Below are 21,352 nucleotides of genomic sequence, written 5' to 3'. Positions count from 1 at the left end.
GTGCATATAGGAGAGAGGGAGGCAGTCCGATATGGAAAAGCAGGATATAAAATCAATGACGCAGGAGGAACTGCGTGCCTTTTTGGTGAGTCTGGGCGAAAAACCATTCCGGACCGCCCAGATCTATCAGTGGATGCATGAAAAACTGGCATCTTCCTTTGACGATATGACAAACCTTTCCAAGGTACTCCGGCAGAAGCTGCAGGACGCGTGCGAGTATGTATCGCTGGAAAAGGTACGGGTGCAGATTTCGCAGATCGATGGAACCCGCAAGTACCTGTTCCGCCTCGCGGACGGCAATGTCATCGAGAGTGTCCTGATGCGTTATAAGCATGGAAATTCCGTTTGTATTTCCTCGCAGGTGGGGTGTCGGATGGGCTGCCGTTTCTGTGCTTCGACCCTGGACGGCCTGGAACGGAACCTGCGCCCGTCGGAGATGCTGGACCAGATTTATCAGATTCAGCGCGATACAGGCGAACGCGTTTCCAACGTGGTTGTGATGGGATCGGGTGAACCGCTGGACAATTACGATAACCTGATCCGCTTTATCCATCTTTTGACGGAGGAAGGCGGACTGCATATCAGTCAGCGAAATGTGACGGTTTCCACCTGTGGGCTGGTTCCGAAGATCCGGGAGCTGGCAGATCAGGGACTGACCATCACGCTGGCACTTTCTCTGCATGCGCCGAATGACGAGGTGCGGAAGAGCCTGATGCCGATCGCGCGTACATATGCGTTAAAGGATGTATTGGCGGCCTGTCATTACTATTTTGAAAAAACGGGACGCCGCATGACGTTTGAGTACAGCCTGGTGCAGGGAGTCAACGACAATCTGGACGAGGCGCGCGAGCTGGCGGCGCTGATTCAGGATCAGCACGGGCATGTGAATCTGATTCCGGTCAATCCGATCAAGGAGCGCTCTTATGTACAGTCGGGACGGAAAGCGATCGAAGCATTTAAGGGATGTCTGGAATCCAAGGGAATCAATGTGACAATCCGGCGCGAGATGGGGCGCGACATAGACGGTGCCTGCGGACAGCTCCGGAAGAGCTATATGGATAAAGAGCAGGAGAAAGAAGGTGCGGCAGTCAAATGAAAGCATACGCACTGACGGATATCGGAAAAACGCGTAAGGTCAATCAGGATGCTCAGTTTGCCAGCACGGAGCCGGTGGGAGAACTTTCCAACCTGTTTGTCGTGGCGGACGGAATGGGCGGTCATCAGGCGGGAGATTTTGCTTCGCGCTATCTGATCGAGCATATGCCGGAATATATCAAAGAGAGTGGTGAGAATGAGCCGGTCGCGGCGCTTCGAAAGGGGATCGAGGCAGTCAATCAGGAACTTTATACCCTTTCCTGTGAGCGCGAGGAGCTTGCCGGCATGGGAACAACGCTGGTAGCGGCTTCAATTCAGGGAAATACACTCTATGTGGCAAACGTGGGGGACAGCCGTCTCTACCGGATTGAGCGCTCCGGCATTCATCAGATTACCCGGGATCATTCCTACGTGGAGGCGATGGTCTCGCTGGGACAGATGAGCCGCGGCAGCCGGGAATATGAGACGAAGAAAAATATCATTACCCGCGCAGTCGGGATCGGTGGGCATGTGGAGCCGGATTTCTTTGAGGTTTCACTGAATCCGGGCGATTACATACTGCTGTGTTCGGACGGGTTAACCAATATGGTGGATAATTCAGCAATTTACCGGATGGTGCTTCTGCCGGGAACCCTGGACACCAAGGCAAGGGCGCTCACGGCGCTCGCAAACCAGAACGGCGGGAAAGATAATATCGCGGTCATATTGATTGACCCGCAGATCAAGGAGGTGAGAGAATCATGATGCTGAAACCGGGAACTTATCTGCAGGATCGCTATGAGATCCTCTCACTGATTGGTACGGGCGGCATGTCAGAGGTGTATCAGGCAAAATGCCACACTCTGAACCGTCTGGTGGCGATCAAGGTTTTAAAGGATGAGTACAGCCAGGATGCGAATTTCGTCAGCAAATTCAAGATGGAGGCGCAGGCGGCGGCAGGGCTTTCCCATCCAAATATTGTGAGTGTTTATGACGTTGTGGATGAGGGCAGTCTTCATTATATCGTCATGGAACTCATCGAGGGAATCACGCTGAAAAGCTACATTCTCAAGAAAGGTCATCTGGGCGTCAAAGAAACGATTGGAATTGCCATCCAGGTAGCGCAGGGGCTGGCAGCGGCACATGACCAGCATATTGTGCACCGGGACATCAAACCGCAGAATATGATTATCTCGCGTGACGGCAAGGTGAAGGTGGCGGATTTCGGTATTGCCAGAGCTGTATCGTCCCAGACGATCGGGGTCAATGCGGTCGGTTCCGTGCATTATATCTCGCCGGAGCAGGCAAAAGGAAATTATAGCGACGGACGAAGCGATCTGTATTCACTGGGAATCACGATGTATGAGATGCTAACAGGAAAACTTCCGTTTGACGGGGATAACCCGGTTTCAGTGGCACTGGCGCATTTGGAAGAACCGGTGCAGCCGCCGAGCCGCATCAACCCGGAGGTGTCGGCAAGCCTGGACCGCATTATTTTAAAATGTACCCAAAAAAAGCCGGAACGCCGTTACCAGAATGCGTATGAGCTGATCGCGGATCTGCGCCATGCGCTGGTGGATCCAAACGATGATTTCCTGAAAAAAGAACCGGAATTTGATGAAAATTCCCCGACAGTCGTGCGCGGGGCAGAGGAACTGAACCGCCAGATGGAGGCACAGAGAAATCGAAATCTGGAACAGACGATGGAACATCCGGCAGTGAGTGAAAAGACCGGACCGGTTCCGACAGAAAATGAACGTGGTGAGGTAGTCTGGAAAGAGCCGGAACCGTCGGAGAACGAGATAGAAGGTTGGCAGGAAGAAGAGACGGATGTCTATGAGGAAGAAACCTCAAGGCGCCCAGACCGTAGACGGAAGGGACGCCGTATAGAAGAAGACAGCGAGGATGTCAATCCGCAGATGGAGCGCCTGCTTACGATGATTGGAATCGGTGCAGCCGTATTGATTGTGGTGGTTGTGATTGTCATTGCTGCGAAGTTGACAGGCATCTTTAATCTGGGATCTGGTAGTCAGAAGCATCCGAAGACGACCGTTGAAGCTTCTTCGGAGGCGTCTGAGAGCGAGAGTCTGGAATCAACGGAGTGCAGGGTTCCGCCTCTGGACGGCATGACGGAGGATGAGGCGAAGACAGCATTGGAAAAGCAGTCGTTGAAAATCCGTTATGAATATGAAAAGTCGGAAACCTCTGAAAAGGGGAAGGTCATCGGTCAGAGTATTGCCAGCGGCACGGTTGTCTCGAAACAGACGGAAGTTATCGTCACGATCGGAGAAGGCAATGAGGCAATAGATTTGACGAAACTTGGACTGGAAGAGATGTCCGGCGAGGATGCAGAGACGCTTCTGGCAGAAGAAAATAAACTGACCGTAGTAGTGCAGAAAGAGAGCAGCGATACGGTTGCCTCCGGTATAGTGATCCGATACAGTCCGTCCAGCGTGGATCCAGGCGGTACGGTGACGCTGTATGTCAGCACAGGTCCGAACGTACCGACGGTACCGATGCCGAGGATTACAGGGCTTTCAGAGGAAAATGCAAAAGTTGTTCTGGAAGCGGTCGGATTAGGGCTTGGCGAGCGCAAGGAAGCGAAGAGTTCAGAAGTGGCAAAGGGCAAGATCATCAGTCAGGATGTCCTGGAGAAAACAGATACACCGGAGGGAAGTGCCATTGGCTATACAGTCAGTCTGGGAAAAGGAACCCGCTATGTGGCGGCGATCAACGATGAATTCCAGATGAGTGAACTGTTTGGACCAAGTTCCGGAGATACGCATATCCGCGTCAGTATTGTGATGAAGCAGACGATTGCCGGCAATACTGTGACTAAGACGGTCATGGAACCGAGGGAGATCGGCGGCGATATCACGCTTCCGATTCATTATAATATCGAGGGAGCGGACGGTGTGCAGACAGGTGAGCTGCAGATCCTCGATCTGACGAACGATCGGGTTCTAAAAACGTATCAGCTTGAATTTGTGGAAGTTTCAGATAATTAATAAGAGGTAGTTGTAAGGTACAGATATGCAGGGAAAGATAATTAAAGGGATCGGCGGTTTCTATTATGTACACGACGGTATTGGAAAGGTATATGAATGCCGTGCAAAGGGAATTTTCCGAAATCGCGGCATCAAGCCGCTGGTAGGCGATGACGTGGAGATCAGTGTTCTCGATGAGGAGAAGGCGACAGGCAATCTCGATGAGATCCTTCCTCGTAAAAACCGTCTGATCCGCCCGGCGGTTTCAAATGTTGATCAGGCGGTGGTGGTTTTTGCCATCACCGATCCGATGCCAAATTTAAACCTTCTCGACCGCTTCCTCGTCATGATGGAACGGCAGGAAGTTCCGGTCAGCATCTGTTTCAACAAGATCGATCTGGTTGATGCAGCCGAGCAGGAGAAGCTGCGTGCGATCTATGAACCGGCGGGCTATCCGGTGCATTTTATCAGCACCTACGAAAAATCAGGGCTGGAGGAGTTTCATCGGTTGATCATTGGGAAAACAACGGTCTTAGCAGGACCTTCGGGTGTCGGAAAATCGTCGATCACGAACTTTATCCAGCCGGAGGCACAGATGGAAACGGGCGGTATCAGTGAGAAGATCCGCCGGGGCAAACATACGACGCGCCATTCAGAACTGTTTTTCGTGGAAGAGAGCACCTATATGATGGATACGCCGGGATTCAGTTCTCTCTATATCGAGGATTTGGAGCCGGAGGCGCTCAAGGACTTTTTCCCGGAATTTGAGGCATATGAGGATGAATGCCGTTTCTTAGGCTGTGTCCACATTGGCGAGCGCGAATGCGGCGTCAAGACGGCGGTGCAGGAGCATAAGATCGGGCAGAGCCGGTATGACAATTACCGTTTGATGTATCAGGAATTAAAAGAGAAAAAGAAATACGGCAGAAGCAGCCGTTGAGGATATTATACAAAAAATGGGAGGAAAGAACCATGATTATATTATCACCTTCGATTCTGGGGGCAGATTTTACGAAGCTGGGAGAGCAGGTCGCTGAGGTGGACAAGGCAGGTGCACAGTACATCCATCTGGATGTGATGGATGGCGCGTTTGTGCCGAGTATCTCCTTTGGAATGCCGGTAATTAAGAGCCTGCGCCCGGTGACGGATCGTGTGTTTGACGTACACATGATGGTGGAAGAACCGGGACGTTACGTAGAGGATATCAAAAAAGCGGGGGCGGATCTGATCTGTGTGCATCAGGAAGCCTGTCTTCATCTGGACCGCACGATCGCGCAGATCCGTGAGGCAGGGCTGCAAACAGGTGTAGCGTTAAATCCGGCGACCCCGGTCGAGACACTGGATGTTATTTTGCCGGAGGTGGACATGGTTCTTCTGATGACGGTCAACCCGGGATTTGGCGGTCAGAAATTTATTCCATATACGGTAGAAAAAATCAAGAAGCTGCGCGCAATGTGCAGCGAGAGGGGACTTTCCACCCGCATTGAGGTGGACGGAGGAATCACGCCGGACAATGTGCGGACGGTATTAGAGGCAGGAGCCGATGTGATCGTGGCGGGAAGCGCCGTATTTAAGGGAAACCCGGCTGGGAATGTAAAAACATTTTTAAATATTTTTCAGGAATTTGAACAGGGATGATGAAGATGAAGCGTTGTTTGATTGTGACAGGCGGAACGATTGATATTGCGTTTGCGAAAGATTTTCTCTCACAGCGCTCGTATGACTATGTAATTGCGGCAGATGCGGGGCTGGAGGTTCTGCGCCCGCTGCATATTTCTCCGAATGCGGTGGTCGGCGATCTGGACACGGTGGATAAAAAGGTTCTGGAAGAATATCAGAACCAGCCGGACATCGAATTTGAGATCCATAAACCGGAGAAGGATGAGACGGATACGGAGCTGGCGCTTTTGACGGCGGCGCGCCAGGGCTGTGAGGCAGTTGATATCCTGGGGGCGCTGGGCGGCCGTATGGATCACGCCATCGGCAATATCCAGCTGATGTATCAGTTTTTCTGCCAGGGAATGGAAGTGAATATTTATGATGCCCGCAACCGCCTGTATCTTCTGGGCGGGCATAAGGTATTTCACCGGGAAAAGGTGTATGGAAAATACATTTCGTTCCTGCCGATGACCGAGACTGTCGAGGGACTGACGCTGCGGGGATTTAAATACCCGCTCCAGCGGCGGACGATCGGGCTGGGGACGAGTCTCTGCATCAGCAATGAACTCAAACGGGAAGAGGGCATTCTGGAGCTGGAGAGAGGCGTCCTTTTGTGCGTGGAGGCACATGATTAATCCGGATAAAAAAGTGGCAAGTTAAAACTGACCTGCTTAAAATGATAAAAACTGTATGTTTTTCAGGGGACAAGATTGTGCTATGATGAGTCCAATAACAAGGGAGGATGAAACATCATGGCAAACAAATCAAATCAGGCTTACAAGATCGCGATGGTCGGTCTGCTGGCAGCTCTCTCCTATGTCGTATTTACATACGGACAGGTGAAGATCACACTTCCGGGCGGCGATGCAACCTCCATTCATCTGGGAAATGCAGTCTGTGTCATCGGGGCACTCTTAGTCGGCGGCTTTTACGGCGGTTTGGGAGGTGCTATCGGCATGACGATAGGTGACCTTCTCGATCCGGTTTATATTGTATATGCACCGAAGACATTTATCTGCAAACTCTGCATCGGACTGATCGCCGGATTCGTAGCACATCGTCTGGGCAAGATTGACCGGAGCACCGATAAGAACCACATCCTTGGTTTTACGATTGCAGCAGCGGTGGCAGGTCTTTTATTCAACGTCATTGCAGATCCGCTGATCGGATATTATTATAAACTCTGGATCATTGGTAAACCGGCGGCAGAGCTCACACTTGCATGGAATATCGCAGCGACTTCGATCAATGCGGTGACATCTACGATTGCGTCTGTTGTTATCTATATGGCAGTTCGTCCGGCACTCCGCAAGGCAGGTTTTCTGGATGCATTGTCTGTAGAAGCGAGAGCATAAGGCAATTTATCTCAGTCGAGAAGAATTAAAATGAAATACATACAGGAGACTGTGGTTGGGCAGAATGGGAAAAACATCTGTCCGGGCGCAGTCTCCTTGTTGCGTCATTGGAGTGTGCGGCTTATGAAACACAAATGCATAGATACACGCTTGTAGAAACCAGAATCATGCTGCAGGCAGTCGTATCTGCCGCGAGAATATGTTAGATTATAAAGTTGCTTAAAATGATGTTGGGGTCAAAAGATATTTTGACCCCTCTGATACCAGATTGCTCCGCACTATATGCTCACGCAATCTTCAAAAACATTCGTAATTCGCTCATTTTTCTTTGAAAAATGGCTACTTACTCATGTTTTTGGCGGGTCCCAAGGTCAAAAATTCTCCTGCAAGCAAGCTTGCGTCGAACTTCTGACCTTTTGACCCTGGTATCTTAAAATTAAGAAAATGAGGAAAAATTATACATGGAAGGAATTCAGAAGAAAATAGCGGTTTTAAATGACCTGTCAGGCTACGGGCGCTGTTCGCTGACGGCGGCAATGCCGGTTATCAGCGCCCTCAAAGTACAGTGCTGTCCGGTGGTGACGGCGGTGCTGTCCAATCACGCGGGATATCCGGAATGCTATATGGATGATTATACCGATCGGATGGAGGCATATCTGGAGCCGTGGCGGAAGATGGGATTTGAGATGGACGGAATCATGACTGGATTCTTAGGTTCTGCCAGACAGGCGTCGATCGTGGCAGATTTTATCCGGGATTTCAAACGGGAAAATACGCAGGTTTTGGTAGATCCGACGATGGGCGACCACGGACATCTCTACAGCGTCTGTGACGAGGATCTGATCGAGGCGATGCGGGAGCTGATGCAGTATGCGGACGTTGTCACGCCAAATCTGACTGAAGCCTGTGCCCTGACGGACACGCTGTATCAGGAAAATGGATGGAGTAAGCGCAAGCTCTCAGATCTGACCTGGAAGCTTCACCTTTTGGGCGCGCGGTCAGTCATTTTGACAGGCGTGGTCAAGGGCAAACAGATCCTCAACGTGATCCATGAGCGTGGCAAGGATCCGGTCTTTCATGCAACTAAATTTGTGGCGGGCAATTACCACGGAACCGGGGATGTCTTTGCAGCAGTCATCGGTGCCAGCATGGTGCGAGGTGTGCCGATGGAGGAAGCCGTCAGACGGGCGGCAGCTTTTACAAAAAAATGTGTGGAAAAGACAGAAGAACTTGGTGCCCCGGAGCAGGACGGACTGTGCCTGGAGGCGTGTCTGTCCTATTTGACGAAGTTGAGTTAAATATAATGGGGCAGTCTATCCTGTTTTGTATCAAGAAGAACATAGGTTACAGTTCACGGGTAGGCACTTTTGGAACCGAAAGTGCCGTAAGAAAACGTGGTGGCAGCAGGAATTTGCCGTATTTAAATGCGAAGCCACGGCAAATTCCGTTACTGTTCACGTATGCGTGAACAGTAACGAACAGAGGAACTCTTGAAACAGGGCTTTTCATTCGTACAAAGTTGTAGTATAATTATAAATAGTTTTCGTGCAGTTAATTGCATAACAGTAGGAGGAAGATATGTTAGATCTTAAATTCGTCAGAGAAAATCCTGACATTGTAAAGCAGAATATTAAAAATAAGTTCCAGGACAAGAAAATTCCGCTGGTAGATGAGGTAATTGAGCTGGATGCCAAGAACCGTGCAGCGAAGAAGGAAGCAGATGATCTGCGTGCGAACAAGAACAAGATTGCAAAACAGATCGGCGCTCTGATGGGTCAGGGAAAGAAAGAGGAAGCAGAAGAGCTGAAGAAACAGGTAGCAGAGCAGTCTGCCCGCCTGTCTGAGCTGGAAGAGCAGGAGAAGGATCTTGGCGAGCGCATCTTAAAGATTATGATGACCATCCCGAACATCATTGATCCGAGTGTTCCGATCGGTAAAGACGACAGCGAGAACGTAGAGATCGAGCGCTTCGGCGAGCCGGTGGTACCGGATTTCGAGATCCCGTACCACACCGAGATTATGGAGAAATTTAACGGCATCGATCTGGACAGTGCCAGAAAGGTAGCTGGAAATGGTTTCTATTACCTGATGGGCGATATCGCAAGACTTCATTCTGCTGTTATCGCATATGCAAGAGATTTCATGATTGACCGTGGATTTACCTACTGTATCCCGCCGTTCATGATCCGCAGCAATGTTGTAACCGGCGTTATGAGTTTCGATGAGATGGATGCGATGATGTACAAGATCGAGGGCGAGGATCTTTACCTGATCGGTACCAGCGAGCACTCTATGATCGGTAAATTCATTGATACCGTAGTTCCGGAGGAAGAGCTTCCGAAAACACTGACCAGCTATTCTCCGTGTTTCCGTAAAGAGAAGGGCGCTCACGGCATCGAGGAGAGAGGCGTATACCGCATCCACCAGTTTGAGAAACAGGAAATGATCGTAGTCTGCAAACCGGAAGACAGCAAGATGTGGTATGACAAACTGTGGAAGAACACCGTGGACCTGTTCCGTTCCATGGATATTCCGGTTCGTACTCTGGAGTGCTGCTCCGGAGACCTGGCTGATCTGAAAGTAAAATCCGTTGATGTAGAGGCATGGTCCCCGCGTCAGAAGAAATATTTCGAGGTTGGAAGCTGCTCCAACTTAGGTGATGCACAGGCAAGACGTCTGAAGATCCGTGTCAACGGCAAAGACGGCAAATACTTTGCACACACCTTGAACAACACTGTAGTAGCTCCGCCGCGTATGCTGATCGCATTCTTAGAGAACAACCTGCAGGCAGACGGTTCTGTCCGCATTCCGGAGGTTCTGCGTCCGTATATGGGTGGTAAGAGCGAGATTCGCTAAGTTCATTTGAGTCCAGTAAAAAAACGCCATGGGTTGTGTGCCTGTGGCGTTTTTTACTGGACTCATTGTGAATTGCAGAAATATAGACATTGTCTTTTTTCAGGCGGCATTATGATGGCAGTTCTTCCAGCTGATTCGACGGCGTCGCCATCATCGAATAATTCGTATGATAAATCACAAATCCCGGAGCAGCGCCCGCTACTTTTTTGACCTGCTTTTTCTGTACATAATCGATCTCAACTTTTTCATTTTCCCGTCCCTTGGAATAGTAGGCAGCCAGCCCGGCGGCTTCCTCGAAGGTGCGGTCCGGAAGCTCTTTTCCTTCGGATTTCACAATGACATGGGAACCCGGAATTCCTTTTGCGTGGAACCACCAGTCATTTCCAGTCGCGATCTTGAAGGTCAGCTCCTCATTCTGGTAGTTGTTTTTGCCGACGTAGATATGGAATCCGTCGGAGGAAAGGTAGTGGAATGGGCGGCTTGTGATTTTTACTTTCTTTCCAGCCGGACCGTGCTTTTTGATGAAGCCATATTCCGTCAACTCCTGCTTGATCTGGGTCAGATCTTCCTCCTTTAAGGCAATATCGAGGGAGGTACTGATGGATTCGAGGTGCTCGATCTCCTGCTTCGTCTCCTCAATGAGCTGGCTCTGAGCCTCGAAAGTACGTTTGAGTTTTCCATATTTGTCAAAATACTTCTGCGAATTTTCGCGGGCGGTCAGCTGCGGGTCAAGCGGGATCTTGACCTCTTTTCCTGTGTAGTAGTTCGTGCAGACAAGTTCTTTTTCGCCGCCGGTCAGCTCATAACCGTAGGTGTTTAACAGCTCGCCGTAGAGCTTGTATTTATCCCGTTTTTCGGTGTCCTTTAACTGTTTCTGCTGCAAATCGTATTTTTTATAATTGCGCTCCAGGGCAGTCTGGACGATCCGGCGCAGATCCGAGGATTTCTGGCGGATTCGTGTGATGACGTTCTTGGACGCATAGTAGGTCTCCAGCACTTTACTGATCGAATCAAAGTGTTCGACCTGATATTCCGGCGGGAACGAGGTCAATGGGAGAGCGGCAAATTCCATTGGCTCATCTTCACGGTATACGATGCAGGGCGAGAACTGTCCATTTTTGATGGATTCCATTGCCAGTTCCAGGGTGTGACCGAGGTGCGTGCGCTCCAGCTCATTCAGTTCCGATGCGGGGCGGTCGGCATCAATCGATGCCTCATAGCAGAATTCTTCTGCCATGACCGGGCTGATACCGGTGAAATTCGTGTAAATGGCTTTTCCTGCCGGTGCCGGTAACTGTGCCAGAATGGCGGCGAAATCATCGGCAGATGCAGTCAGCGGATCCTGCTTTGCGACCGTCTGCGGGAGGAAATATTGCCGTCCCGGCAGAACCTCGCGCACGGAGCTGACCTGCACGGAGATATGTTTGATACTGTCGAGGATCGTGCCGTCAGGGCTGCAGAAAATGATATTGCTGTATTTTCCCATCAGTTCGACGATAAGCAGCTTGCGGCAGAGGTCACCCATCTCGTCCAGATGTTCGATCTCAAAATGAATACAGCGTTCCAGACCCGGCTGGCTGACCGACACGATGCGTCCGCTTCCGATGTGCTTGCGAAGCAGCATGCAGAAATTCGGGGCAGTCATCGGTCCCTGCTTGTTGGTATCCGTCAGATATGCCAGCGGAAGACTTGCGTTGACCGAGAGAAGAAGCCGTTTCGTCTCCCGGAAGTTCTTTATGGTAAAAAGAAGTTCATCGCGCTCGGTCTGCGTGATCTTTGCGATCTTGCCGCCGGTAAGCGCGTCACTAAACTCCTTAACCAGGTTTGCGATTACAATTCCGTCAAATGCCATGGTTTTGGTGCTCCTTTATTTGTGTAGTATCTACTATTATAATGAAAGAAGACACGAAAAACAATCACTTTTAAATTCGGTTGACGCTTGCGGCGATTTGCATTATAATACCATTATCTATGGATGAAAGAGAGAGGCGTCACTATGCTTAAAAGTATGACTGGATTTGGCCGATGCGAGATGGCAACGGATGAATATAAGATTTCTGTGGAGATGAAGGCGGTAAACCACCGTTACTTGGATCTCAGCATTAAGATGCCGAAGAAATTTAATTACTTTGAGGCGGCGATTCGCGCGCAGCTCAAGAAATACATTCAGCGGGGAAAGGTAGATGTCTTTATTTCCTATGAAGATTATACGGATGAGAAGATGTCCTTAAAGTACAATCGTTCCCTGGCCGGCGAGTATATGGATTATTTCCGTCAGATGGCGGACGAGCTTGGGATTCCGAATGACGCGACGGTGATGCGTCTTGCACGGTGTCCGGAGGTCTTTACGATGGAACAGGTGCCGGAGGACGAGGAGCATATGTGGCAGATTCTTGAAAAAGCGATTGGTGAGGCGGCAGAAAAATTTGTCGAGACACGCACACGCGAGGGTGAGAATCTGAAGCAGGATCTGCTTGGCAAGCTGGACTATATGGTAACGCTGGTCGATCAGATTGAAGAACGTTCCCCGAAGATCGTGGAAGAATACCGGGCGAAACTGGAAGATAAGGTGAAAGAGCTTCTGGAAGGAAGCAGCGTCGATGAAGGCCGGATTGCGGCAGAGGTTGTGATTTTTGCAGATAAGATCTGCACCGATGAGGAGACGGTCCGCCTGAGAAGCCATATCGAGGCGACCCGCAAGGAGCTGACGGCGGGCGGAAGCGTCGGACGTAAGCTGGATTTCATTGCACAGGAGATGAACCGCGAGGCGAATACGATCCTTTCCAAGGCAAACGATCTGGAGGTTTCCGATTGTGCGATTGCACTCAAGACAGAGATCGAGAAAGTCAGAGAGCAGATTCAGAATATTGAATAGCCGATCATGCTGGAAGAGGTATTCACGGAAAGCTGCCGTTGGCGGTGAAAATACGGAGAATATGAAATATTGTAATAATAGATAGAATTTAGAAAGCAGGCGAAATATATGGATAATCAGGGAGTACTGGCAGTTATATCCGGATTTTCAGGGGCAGGCAAGGGAACATTGATGCGTGCATTGCTGGAGCGGTATGACAATTATGCCCTTTCCATCTCCGCGACCACCCGTGCACCGCGCGAGGGCGAGGTTGATGGAAGAGAGTATTTCTTTAAGACCCGGGAAGAGTTCGAACAGATGATCGAACACGATGAGCTGGTCGAATACGCCCAGTATGTCGGAAACTATTACGGCACACCGAAGGAGTATGTGTTTTCCAACCTGAAAGCGGGCAAGGATGTCCTTTTGGAGATTGAGATTCAGGGTGCCCTGAAAATCAAGAAGAAATTCCCGGAGGCAGTTCTCATTTTTGTCACGCCGCCGAGTGCCGGGGAGCTTAGAAACCGGCTGGCAGGTCGTGGAACCGAGACACCTGAGAAGATTGCCGCACGGCTTTCGAGAGCAGCGGAGGAGTCCAAGCAGATGGATGACTACGATTTCATTCTGGTGAATGATGAGGTAGACCGCTGTGTAGAAGAAATGCACGCACTGATTCAGGCGATGCATGCCAGAACAGAAAATCACAAGACTTTGATTGAAAAAATAAAAGAAGAGATGAAGCAATTCTGAAAGGAGAAAGATGTATTATGATGCTGCGTCCGTCATATCTTGACTTAATTAATGTTGTAAACAAAGAGGCTGAGCCGGGGAAAGAACCGCTGATTCAGAGCCGTTACTCCATCGTAATTGCGACTGCAAAGCGTGCAAGACAGCTGATCGCCGGTGATGAGGCACTGGTCATTGAGAATGGAAGAAAACCGCTTTCGATCGCGATCGACGAGCTGTACCATTCTAAGGTTAAAATTGTAGCAGAGAACGATTCCCCGGAGGAAGAGGTCTAAAAGGTGACAGAAGACCGTCCCGTGTTCATTATGTACATGGAGATGGTCTTTTCTTAGATATAGAGTAACTGTTCAGTAGGTCTGCGCATTTACTGCGCTGACCGTACGAAAACATGGGCCAGCAGTCAAAAATTCCATTGCCGTAGGCAATTTTTAATGGTTTTTTGCGCGTGACTGTGAAGGTACTGAACAGTTACGATATAGAATTTTTGTGACGGTTCAAATCGATTATGGTTACAGAAATTTTTTAAATATGGTATTAGGAGAGAATTGAATGAAATTACTTTGTATATCCCTTGGCTGCGATAAAAACCTGGTTGATGCAGAGCGTATGCTGGGTTCGCTGAGCCAGGATGGGTACACGTTTACCGATGACGAGCAGGAGGCAGATGTCATTCTGGTCAATACCTGCTGCTTTATCAACGATGCCAAGGAGGAGAGTGTCAACACTATCTTAGAGATGGCAGAGTACAAAAAGAGCGGAACCTGCAAGGCGCTCTTAGTCAGCGGCTGTATGGCACAGCGTTACAAGGAAGAGATCCTGCAGGAGGTGCCGGAGGTGGACGGTATTCTCGGTACGACCAGCTATGATGAGGTCAGCAAGGTGCTGGCGGAGGCGCTGAAGGGCGAGCGGGTATCTGATTTTCACGATTTGTCCGAACTTCCGGAGACGAAGATGCGGAGCAAACGTCTGGTGACGACCGGCGGACATTATGCTTTTTTAAAGATTTCCGAGGGCTGTAACAAACGGTGTACCTATTGTATTATCCCGTCCCTGCGCGGACCGTACCGCAGTGTGCCGATGGAGCAGCTTCTCGCAGAGGCAAGGGAGCTCGCGGATCAGGGTGTGAAGGAACTGATTCTTGTCGCACAGGAGACGACGCTTTACGGCGTGGATTTGTATGGAGAGAAGACCCTGCCGAAACTTTTACACGAACTGGCACAGATCGATGGAATCGAATGGATCCGTATCCAGTACTGTTATCCGGAGGAGATCACCGAGGAGTTGATTCAGGCGATCAAAACGGAAGAAAAAGTCTGTCATTATCTGGATATTCCGATCCAGCACGCGAGCGATGCCGTTCTCAAGCGGATGGGGCGCCGTACGAATCAGGCGGAGCTTCGGGAGCGGATCGCGCATCTGCGGGAAGAGATCCCAGATATTGCACTCCGCACGACCTTAATTTCCGGTTTCCCGGGTGAGACACAGGAGGATCATGAGGAACTGATGCGGTTCGTCGATGAGATGGAATTTGACCGCCTGGGCGTGTTTGCATACTCTGCAGAAGAGGACACACCGGCAGCCGGATATCCGGATCAGGTACCGCAGGAGGTCAAGGAAGACCGCCGCGACGAGATCATGGAGCTGCAGCAGGAGATTGCCTTTGAGAAAGCCGAGGATATGAAAGACCGTGTGCTTGAGGTTATGATCGAGGGAAAAGTGGCAGACGAGAATGCTTTCGTGGGACGTACCTATAAGGACGCGCCGAACGTAGATGGTTTGATTTTTGTCAATGCGGATGTTCCGCTGATGTCCGGCGATTTCTGCCGTGTCCGCGTAACGGGAGCACTCGAATATGATTTGATAGGAGAGTTGGCTGATGAATTTACCGAATAAGCTTACGACGCTTCGCGTCATCATGATTCCGTTTTTTGTGTTTTTCCTTCTCTGGCAGAATGGTGAAAACCGTACCTTCCGTATGATTGCACTGGCACTGTTTATCATAGCCAGCCTGACCGATCTTCTGGATGGAAAGATTGCCAGAAAGTACAATCTGGTTACGAACTTTGGAAAATTTATGGATCCGCTCGCGGACAAGCTTCTAGTGTGCTCGGCGCTCATCTGCCTGATTGAGCTGAACGCGCTTCCAGCCTGGATGGTTATCATCATCATCAGCCGGGAGTTTATCATCAGCGGATTCCGTCTGATCGCCTCGGACAACGGAGTTGTCATCGCCGCCAGCTATTGGGGCAAATTTAAGACGACGTTTCAGATGGTATCGGTGGTGTTGTTGATTCTGGATATTCCGGCGCTTGCGTTTGTCACGACGATCTGTGTCTGGATCGCGCTGGTGCTGACGATTGTGTCACTTGTTGATTATATTTACAAGAATCATAAAATACTGACAGAAGGGAGTATCTGATATGATAGTCGAACTGATCTCGGTAGGAACAGAGCTGCTGCTTGGCAATATCGTCAATACCAATGCGCAGTATTTATCGGAAACGTGTGCAAAGCTGGGGCTTAACGTCTATTACCAGACGACGGTAGGGGACAACCGGGAGCGCATGACAGAAGTCTTCCGGACGGCGCTCTCAAGAGCCGATCTCGTTATCATCGGCGGCGGTCTGGGACCGACGGAGGATGATATCACGAAGGATGTCTGCGCGGAGCTGATGGGAATGCCGTTAGTCGAGGATCCAAAGGTGCGGGCACATCTGGAGGACTGGTACCGGCAGCGCAAGCGCACCGATATTCCGGATAGCAACTGGCGTCAGGCGCTGGTGCCGGAGGGCGCGGTGGTATTTTCCAACACAAACGGCACAGCTCCGGGACTTGCCCTGGAGAAAAACGGTAAGACCGCGATTCTTCTTCCGGGACCGCCGAACGAACTGTATCCGATGGTGGAAGATCAGGTTTGTGCTTATATTCAGAAACGATCTGACTGTGTGATCTATTCCCAGATGCTCAAAATCTGCGGATACGGGGAGAGCAAGGTGGAGGAGATGCTTCTCGACCTCATCGACCAGCAGACGAACCCGACGATTGCGACCTATGCAAAGACGAAAGAAGTACATCTGCGCGTGACCGCGAGAGCCGAGAGCGAAGACGCGGCAAAACAGCTGTTAAAACCGGTTATCAAAGAGATCAAGAAACGGTTCGGTAATGCGGTTTACACGACGGATGAGCATGAGAATCTGGAGGATGTCGTTGTCCGCCTCTTAAAGAAATACGACCTGACTGTGACAACCGCAGAGTCCTGCACAGGCGGTCTGATCGCCGGACGCATCGTCAACGTGCCGGGGGCCTCAGAGGTCTTTAACGAGGGATACGTGACGTATTCCAACAAGGCAAAGAAAAAGATCCTGGGCGTCAGCAAGGCGACCCTGAAAAAATACGGCGCGGTCAGCGAACAGACGGCGCGTGAGATGGCTGCAGGCGGTGTATTTACGACGGATGCGGATGCCTGTATCGCTGTGACCGGCATCGCCGGACCGGACGGCGGAACCGAGGAGAAACCGGTGGGACTCGTCTATATCGCATGTTATATGAAGGATAAAGTCAAAGTAGAGGAATACCATTTCCGCGGAAACCGCGAGAAGGTGCGTGAGCAGACGGTGATTCAGGCACTGGATCTGCTGAGACGGTCGATTATTAAGAATTATAAAAAAGATTGATCATGTAAAGGAGGGAGAGCTGACAGGCGGGGAAAAATAGCCGGAAATGAGCTGTTTTTAGAGCGCCATGGATCAGGCTCTCCTTTTTTAGGAGGCGGGGACGATGATTTGGTATAAATATCTGTATCTGGGAGAAACTGCTAAAAAGCATCGTTTTTCGATTCTACAGAAACTCCGCCTCGGAAAGGTACAGCCGGGCGTTCACGTGATCACGCCTGCCTCAGGCGGACACAACCTGCTTGATATCCTGCCTGCCTATGTGCTCCGGCAGAATTATTACCGGGAGCAGGCGGATCTGCTGATCGTAGGGGTCGGCGCGGGCTACCAGGATGCCGTGGAGACGGTGGGGCGGATTGTGGATGAGACGTACCGCGAGACGGGTGGATTGGATGTGAAGACGTATCTGAGAGAGAAGGAAGACAGGTTGAGGAAAAAGAGGTAAGTATTTTGCAGCCTTTGATGAAGTTTTTTTGGACTGAAAATGTCTTTTGACCCCAACATCATATGATACAGAGCTGATACATGAATTTGTCAATGAAAGAATAAGAAGTGGGAGGGGATGGATTGCTGCATATTTTGTTCATAATCTTGAAAATACTCGGAATCCTGCTTCTTGTCATTCTGGGACTGTTGTTTCTGTGCCTGTTGGCGGTTTTATTTGTCCCGATTCGATACCGGGGGAACGGAAGCTACCACAGTATCAAGGATTTTGGCGTGCATCTGCATATCCATTGGCTGCTTCATGCGGTGTCGCTGCGGATTGCTTATGAAAATGGGCTTCGATATGCGGTTAAGTTGTTTGGATTCCGGATTTTCGGGAGTGAGAGTGAAGAGAAAGATACGGAATCTGGGCGTGTGCGGGAAGGCACGCAGGCAGCGGATTCGGATGAGCTGGAATTTGTAAATGCGCAGGAGAAAACAGAGGATGATGATTTAGACACCGGTGAACTGATTTTGCGGGCGGAAGCAGCATCGGAGAAGACAGACGCCGCGATCGAGAAAGCAGAGGAAACGGCCAGGCTGCTGGAGGAGGCGGTGAAGAGACGGAGTGCGCAGAGGGAGGCGGAAATGTCTCCAGCTGTGAAGAATGCAGATGCATTTCCAGATGTGAAGGAGGCGGGAGTGTCCGAGGCAGAAGGAGAAACGCATCGGGCAAAGAATGAATTAAAATCAAATCCCAGCCAGGAAAAGCGTGAATCGTTCCTTCATAGAATCATTAGCTGGTTCAAACAAAAATGGAGCGCCCTGCGGCAATCCCTCTCAAAGCTGCTTACCCGAATCAACAACCTGGAGCACAAACGCCAATCCGTCCTTGCATTTATAGAAAATGAAGAAAATCAGAAGTCATTTCGCCTGATCAAACGCCAGCTCATGCGAATTCTGCGGCATATATTTCCCAGAAAGCTGTCCGGGCAGGTTACGTTTGGCGTGGAGGATCCTTATTTGATGGGACAAATTTTGAGTGTGGCGGCTTTTTTGTATCCAGTTTACGGAAAGAAGGTTGATTTGACTCCGGTCATGGATGCAAATGCGCTGGACGGGGAGCTTTCGTTCCGGGGCAGAGTCCAGATTGGCGTGCTGGCATTGATGGCGCTTCGGATCTGGATGGATAAGAATGTACGGACACAGGTTTATAAATATAGAAACCGAGGAGGAAGATAATATGGCAGACAATCAGTTTGCATCGACAATCGGTGCATTATTTCAGGGTATGGATGAGTTCGTCACGACGAAGACAGTCGTGGGAGAGCCGGTGACAGTTGGCGATGCGATTATACTTCCACTCGTGGATGTAACCTGCGGCATGGCGGCGGGCGCGTTTGGTCAGTCGGCGAAAGAGAAGAATGCGGGTGGCATGAGCGCCAAGATGACGCCGAGCGCGGTGCTGGTCATTCAGAATGGCATGACGAAGGTGGTCAATATCAAGCATCAGGATGCATTGACCAAGGTTCTCGACATGGCACCGGATCTCGTCAATAAATTTGTCGGCGGAAGCACCGGACCGATCGATGCGGAGACGATGCAGACAGCTGAGAAAATGGCGGGCGAGATGGAAGAGAAGAAATAAAGAAATTAAAATCAAAACGCTTCATAGAATGATCATAGCACACGATCGAATGTCAGATGTCTCTGGCAATGATCGCCTGCTATTTAACTTCTTTTGAAAACAGACATTTCAGAGAGGTATCATTCTATGAAGCGTTTATTTGGTTTAGTCCTTTTTTCAATGGGATTTGGCATGACCCTGGTGCTCATTTTCCCAAAGAATTTTCTATGGGTCAGCATCGCCATTTCTCTGATGATTGTCGGGTACAATATGTTTTGCCGATGAGATTCTATGCTTTTTCAAGCGGCAGAATCACTGTAAAGCAGCTACCCTCGTCCACCTGGCTGGATACCTCGATGGTACCGTGCATCAGGTCGATGATCCGTTTCGTGATGGAAAGTCCCAGCCCGTTGCCCTTTTCATTGGGATCAGAGTTCCTGCTGTAAAATTTTTCAAAGATCCGTTTCATCGTGGCGTCATCCATGCCGACGCCGGTATCGCGGATGGAGACACGCACCTTATCTCCTGTGATAACGAGTTTGGCAGAAAGCATACCGCCAGCCGGGGTGAATTTGATGGCATTTTGCAGGAGATTGATCCAGACCTGCTGCAGCATCTCACAGTTGCCGTAAAATTTGCACGCCGTCAAATCAATGTCGAGATTCAGATGCTTTTTCTCCCAGAGCGGTTCCAGCAGAAGAATCGCCTGACGGATTTGTTCGTCGAGGCTGAACGTCGTGCGGCCAGTCACGATCTCCTGCTTTTCCAGGCGGGAAAGCAGAAGAATGTTGCCGGTCATCGTGGTGAGCTGGCGCGTGCTGTCGATGATGATGCGCGTGTATTCATTCCGGTCCGCCTCTGAGAGAGATGGATCCTGCAGCAATGTCGCATAGCCCTCGATGGCGGCGAGCGGTGTCTTGAACTCATGGGAAACCGTGGTCACGAAATCATTTCGCAGCGATTCGATGCTGTTTAACTCCTGCACCATACGGTTAAAATTGTCGGTTAGTTCACAGATCGCCTGTAAAGACTTCGAATTTGGCACATGAACAGAAAAGTCTCCGTCTGCTACCTGCTTAGCGGCAAGGCTTATGGAACCGATCGGGCGGAGGATTTTCGACCAGAGGAACAGCGACAGCGCGATACTGAAAGCAAGGCTGCTCAAAAATGACATCAGGCGCGGAAAATTCGGACCGAAAATCCGAAAAACTTCGTGTTTATCTGTTCCGCTTGTGAGCAGCGAGACAAAATATCCGGTCAGCATCGGTATCAACGAGGACACCAGGAAGAAAAAGACCAGGAGGGTCAGCCAGTAGAGTGGAATCTGGAAATATTTGGTAAAGTTCTTGCTGATCATGCTTCTGTTTTCACCGCCTTATAGCCGAGACCCCGCACGGTCATGATGATAAAATCATCGCAGTTTTTAAACCGTTCGCGCAGCCGGTTGACATGCACATCGACCGTCCGTTCGTCGGTTGTCGAGTCAAGCCCCCAGATTTCGTCCATGAGCTGCTGCCTCGTGAAAATCTTATTTGGATAAGAAAGTAATTTATATAGAAGATAAAATTCTTTCTGCGGCAGAAGCGTCTCCTGCCCGTTGACCGTGACCGTCAGTGCATCGTAGTCGAGAATCGTATTTTGGCAGACAATCCGATGCTCCGTCGCGATCTTGGCGCGTTTGAGCAGGGCGCCAACCCGCAGAACCATCTCATTGACATCGATCGGCTTCACCATGTAGTCATCCGTGCCTGCCTGAAAGCCGCGCTGCTTGTCTTCGAAGCGCTCTTTGGCGGTGATAATCAGGATCGGCATCGTAAATCCACTCGTCCGCAGGTGATCAATCAGTTCATATCCGTCCATTCCGGACATCATAATATCCGAAATAATGAGATCTACATATTCAGAATCTAAAAGAGATAATGCTTTTTCGCCGCTTTCTGCCGGAAGCGCCAGATAACCATTGTTGGTGAGTACCGTGCAGAACAGGGAACGCAGTTTCGCATCATCTTCTACCACGAGAATGTGAAACATATCCGTAAATCCTCCCTATAATTCAATTAAAAAGATGTAATATCATAAGTGCTCATAGTATACCACAT

At 50.1% G+C, this 21,352-nt stretch carries 21 protein-coding genes; 18 read left to right on the top strand and 3 right to left on the bottom strand.

Translation table 11 applies throughout. The features are described 5' to 3' along the window. The first annotated feature begins 31 nt into the window (after positions 1-31). From rlmN to serS, 9 genes are all read left to right on the top strand, one after another. Positions 32-1,096, top strand: a complete 1,065-nt coding sequence (gene rlmN / locus PG862_RS04030) for a 23S rRNA (adenine(2503)-C(2))-methyltransferase RlmN (protein WP_022358690.1) — start codon at positions 32-34, stop codon at positions 1,094-1,096. Further along, complete coding sequence (locus PG862_RS04025; protein ID WP_106999962.1) at positions 1,093-1,839, top strand: Stp1/IreP family PP2C-type Ser/Thr phosphatase; 747 nt, start codon at positions 1,093-1,095, stop codon at positions 1,837-1,839. The genes rlmN and PG862_RS04025 overlap by 4 nt, the downstream gene beginning before the upstream one ends. Continuing rightward, positions 1,836-4,082: a Stk1 family PASTA domain-containing Ser/Thr kinase gene (pknB, locus tag PG862_RS04020; protein ID WP_270706590.1), complete on the top strand. Its 2,247-nt coding sequence runs from the start codon at positions 1,836-1,838 to the stop codon at positions 4,080-4,082. Before PG862_RS04025 ends, pknB begins: the two co-directional genes overlap by 4 nt. 25 nt (positions 4,083-4,107) lie before the next feature. Beyond that, a complete protein-coding gene (gene rsgA, locus PG862_RS04015; protein ID WP_106999960.1) occupies positions 4,108-5,001 on the top strand; it encodes a ribosome small subunit-dependent GTPase A in 894 nt (297 codons plus the stop codon). Positions 5,002-5,033: 32 nt separating this feature from the next. Beyond that, positions 5,034-5,699, top strand: coding sequence for a ribulose-phosphate 3-epimerase (gene rpe, locus PG862_RS04010; RefSeq protein WP_022360278.1), 666 nt, complete (start codon positions 5,034-5,036; stop codon positions 5,697-5,699). Further along, the gene (locus tag PG862_RS04005; RefSeq protein WP_333490929.1) at positions 5,696-6,355 is read left to right on the top strand and encodes a thiamine diphosphokinase; all 660 of its coding nucleotides are present in this window, start codon (positions 5,696-5,698) and stop codon (positions 6,353-6,355) included. Before rpe ends, PG862_RS04005 begins: the two co-directional genes overlap by 4 nt. A gap of 117 nt (positions 6,356-6,472) precedes the next feature. Then, positions 6,473-7,075: an ECF transporter S component gene (locus tag PG862_RS04000; protein WP_022360276.1), complete on the top strand. Its 603-nt coding sequence runs from the start codon at positions 6,473-6,475 to the stop codon at positions 7,073-7,075. 461 nt (positions 7,076-7,536) lie between these two features. Further along, a complete protein-coding gene (locus tag PG862_RS03995) occupies positions 7,537-8,373 on the top strand; it encodes a pyridoxamine kinase (RefSeq protein WP_118683712.1) in 837 nt (278 codons plus the stop codon). Positions 8,374-8,653: 280 nt separating this feature from the next. Further along, on the top strand, positions 8,654-9,931 hold the full coding sequence (serS, locus tag PG862_RS03990) for a serine--tRNA ligase (protein ID WP_022360274.1): 1,278 nt from the start codon (positions 8,654-8,656) through the stop codon (positions 9,929-9,931). A gap of 109 nt (positions 9,932-10,040) precedes the next feature. On the opposite strand, the gene PG862_RS03985 is transcribed toward serS, so the two are convergent. Next, positions 10,041-11,783 carry an Rqc2 family fibronectin-binding protein gene (locus PG862_RS03985; RefSeq protein ID WP_118683713.1) on the bottom strand — a complete coding sequence of 581 codons (1,743 nt, stop codon included), beginning with the start codon at positions 11,781-11,783 and terminating at the stop codon, positions 10,041-10,043. 144 nt (positions 11,784-11,927) lie between these two features. On the opposite strand from PG862_RS03985, the gene PG862_RS03980 reads away from it, so the two are divergent. The 9 genes from PG862_RS03980 to PG862_RS03940 all read left to right on the top strand — a co-directional run bounded on the left by PG862_RS03980 (position 11,928) and on the right by PG862_RS03940 (position 19,274). Then, the gene (locus PG862_RS03980; RefSeq protein WP_106999957.1) at positions 11,928-12,806 is read left to right on the top strand and encodes a YicC/YloC family endoribonuclease; all 879 of its coding nucleotides are present in this window, start codon (positions 11,928-11,930) and stop codon (positions 12,804-12,806) included. A 108-nt stretch (positions 12,807-12,914) separates the two neighbouring features. Continuing rightward, positions 12,915-13,535: a guanylate kinase gene (gene gmk, locus PG862_RS03975; protein WP_022360271.1), complete on the top strand. Its 621-nt coding sequence runs from the start codon at positions 12,915-12,917 to the stop codon at positions 13,533-13,535. 17 nt (positions 13,536-13,552) lie between these two features. Continuing rightward, entirely contained in the window at positions 13,553-13,807 is a 255-nt protein-coding gene (rpoZ, locus tag PG862_RS03970; RefSeq protein ID WP_022360270.1) for a DNA-directed RNA polymerase subunit omega, read from the top strand. A gap of 274 nt (positions 13,808-14,081) precedes the next feature. Next, a complete protein-coding gene (gene rimO / locus PG862_RS03965) occupies positions 14,082-15,425 on the top strand; it encodes a 30S ribosomal protein S12 methylthiotransferase RimO (protein WP_270706584.1) in 1,344 nt (447 codons plus the stop codon). After that, on the top strand, positions 15,409-15,951 hold the full coding sequence (pgsA, locus tag PG862_RS03960) for a CDP-diacylglycerol--glycerol-3-phosphate 3-phosphatidyltransferase (protein WP_270706582.1): 543 nt from the start codon (positions 15,409-15,411) through the stop codon (positions 15,949-15,951). The genes rimO and pgsA overlap by 17 nt, the downstream gene beginning before the upstream one ends. Position 15,952: 1 nt before the next feature. Further along, entirely contained in the window at positions 15,953-17,206 is a 1,254-nt protein-coding gene (locus PG862_RS03955) for a competence/damage-inducible protein A (RefSeq protein WP_270706580.1), read from the top strand. Positions 17,207-17,309: 103 nt separating this feature from the next. Beyond that, the gene (locus tag PG862_RS03950; protein ID WP_270706578.1) at positions 17,310-17,648 is read left to right on the top strand and encodes a hypothetical protein; all 339 of its coding nucleotides are present in this window, start codon (positions 17,310-17,312) and stop codon (positions 17,646-17,648) included. 122 nt (positions 17,649-17,770) lie between these two features. Continuing rightward, on the top strand, positions 17,771-18,868 hold the full coding sequence (locus tag PG862_RS03945; RefSeq protein ID WP_270706577.1) for a hypothetical protein: 1,098 nt from the start codon (positions 17,771-17,773) through the stop codon (positions 18,866-18,868). Between the two features lies 1 nt (position 18,869). Continuing rightward, a complete protein-coding gene (locus tag PG862_RS03940) occupies positions 18,870-19,274 on the top strand; it encodes a GerW family sporulation protein (protein WP_022360264.1) in 405 nt (134 codons plus the stop codon). Between the two features lie 268 nt (positions 19,275-19,542). Here PG862_RS03940 and PG862_RS03935 read toward each other — a convergent pair whose 3' ends face one another. Beyond that, on the bottom strand, positions 19,543-20,610 hold the full coding sequence (locus PG862_RS03935; RefSeq protein ID WP_270706575.1) for a HAMP domain-containing sensor histidine kinase: 1,068 nt from the start codon (positions 20,608-20,610) through the stop codon (positions 19,543-19,545). Further along, on the bottom strand, positions 20,607-21,284 hold the full coding sequence (locus PG862_RS03930) for a response regulator transcription factor (RefSeq protein ID WP_022360261.1): 678 nt from the start codon (positions 21,282-21,284) through the stop codon (positions 20,607-20,609). Before PG862_RS03930 ends, PG862_RS03935 begins: the two co-directional genes overlap by 4 nt. Positions 21,285-21,352: the final 68 nt, after the last annotated feature.

This window comes from Clostridium fessum, assembly GCF_027698965.1.
Classification (GTDB): Bacteria; Bacillota; Clostridia; order Lachnospirales; family Lachnospiraceae; genus Otoolea; species Otoolea fessa.
This window is presented reverse-complemented; position numbering and strand designations above follow the sequence as displayed.

Bases quoted from the DNA above. Each gene is read 5' to 3' on its own strand.
- rlmN (WP_022358690.1), top strand. From the start codon at position 32: ATGGAAAAGCAGGATATAAAATCAATGACGCAGGAGGAACTGCGTGCC.
- PG862_RS04025 (WP_106999962.1), top strand. From the start codon at position 1,093: ATGAAAGCATACGCACTGACGGATATCGGAAAAACGCGTAAGGTCAAT.
- pknB (WP_270706590.1), top strand. From the start codon at position 1,836: ATGATGCTGAAACCGGGAACTTATCTGCAGGATCGCTATGAGATCCTC.
- rsgA (WP_106999960.1), top strand. From the start codon at position 4,108: ATGCAGGGAAAGATAATTAAAGGGATCGGCGGTTTCTATTATGTACAC.
- rpe (WP_022360278.1), top strand. From the start codon at position 5,034: ATGATTATATTATCACCTTCGATTCTGGGGGCAGATTTTACGAAGCTG.
- PG862_RS04005 (WP_333490929.1), top strand. From the start codon at position 5,696: ATGATGAAGATGAAGCGTTGTTTGATTGTGACAGGCGGAACGATTGAT.
- PG862_RS04000 (WP_022360276.1), top strand. From the start codon at position 6,473: ATGGCAAACAAATCAAATCAGGCTTACAAGATCGCGATGGTCGGTCTG.
- PG862_RS03995 (WP_118683712.1), top strand. From the start codon at position 7,537: ATGGAAGGAATTCAGAAGAAAATAGCGGTTTTAAATGACCTGTCAGGC.
- serS (WP_022360274.1), top strand. From the start codon at position 8,654: ATGTTAGATCTTAAATTCGTCAGAGAAAATCCTGACATTGTAAAGCAG.
- PG862_RS03985 (WP_118683713.1), bottom strand. From the start codon at position 11,783: ATGGCATTTGACGGAATTGTAATCGCAAACCTGGTTAAGGAGTTTAGT.
- PG862_RS03980 (WP_106999957.1), top strand. From the start codon at position 11,928: ATGCTTAAAAGTATGACTGGATTTGGCCGATGCGAGATGGCAACGGAT.
- gmk (WP_022360271.1), top strand. From the start codon at position 12,915: ATGGATAATCAGGGAGTACTGGCAGTTATATCCGGATTTTCAGGGGCA.
- rpoZ (WP_022360270.1), top strand. From the start codon at position 13,553: ATGATGCTGCGTCCGTCATATCTTGACTTAATTAATGTTGTAAACAAA.
- rimO (WP_270706584.1), top strand. From the start codon at position 14,082: ATGAAATTACTTTGTATATCCCTTGGCTGCGATAAAAACCTGGTTGAT.
- pgsA (WP_270706582.1), top strand. From the start codon at position 15,409: ATGAATTTACCGAATAAGCTTACGACGCTTCGCGTCATCATGATTCCG.
- PG862_RS03955 (WP_270706580.1), top strand. From the start codon at position 15,953: ATGATAGTCGAACTGATCTCGGTAGGAACAGAGCTGCTGCTTGGCAAT.
- PG862_RS03950 (WP_270706578.1), top strand. From the start codon at position 17,310: ATGATTTGGTATAAATATCTGTATCTGGGAGAAACTGCTAAAAAGCAT.
- PG862_RS03940 (WP_022360264.1), top strand. From the start codon at position 18,870: ATGGCAGACAATCAGTTTGCATCGACAATCGGTGCATTATTTCAGGGT.
- PG862_RS03935 (WP_270706575.1), bottom strand. From the start codon at position 20,610: ATGATCAGCAAGAACTTTACCAAATATTTCCAGATTCCACTCTACTGG.
- PG862_RS03930 (WP_022360261.1), bottom strand. From the start codon at position 21,284: ATGTTTCACATTCTCGTGGTAGAAGATGATGCGAAACTGCGTTCCCTG.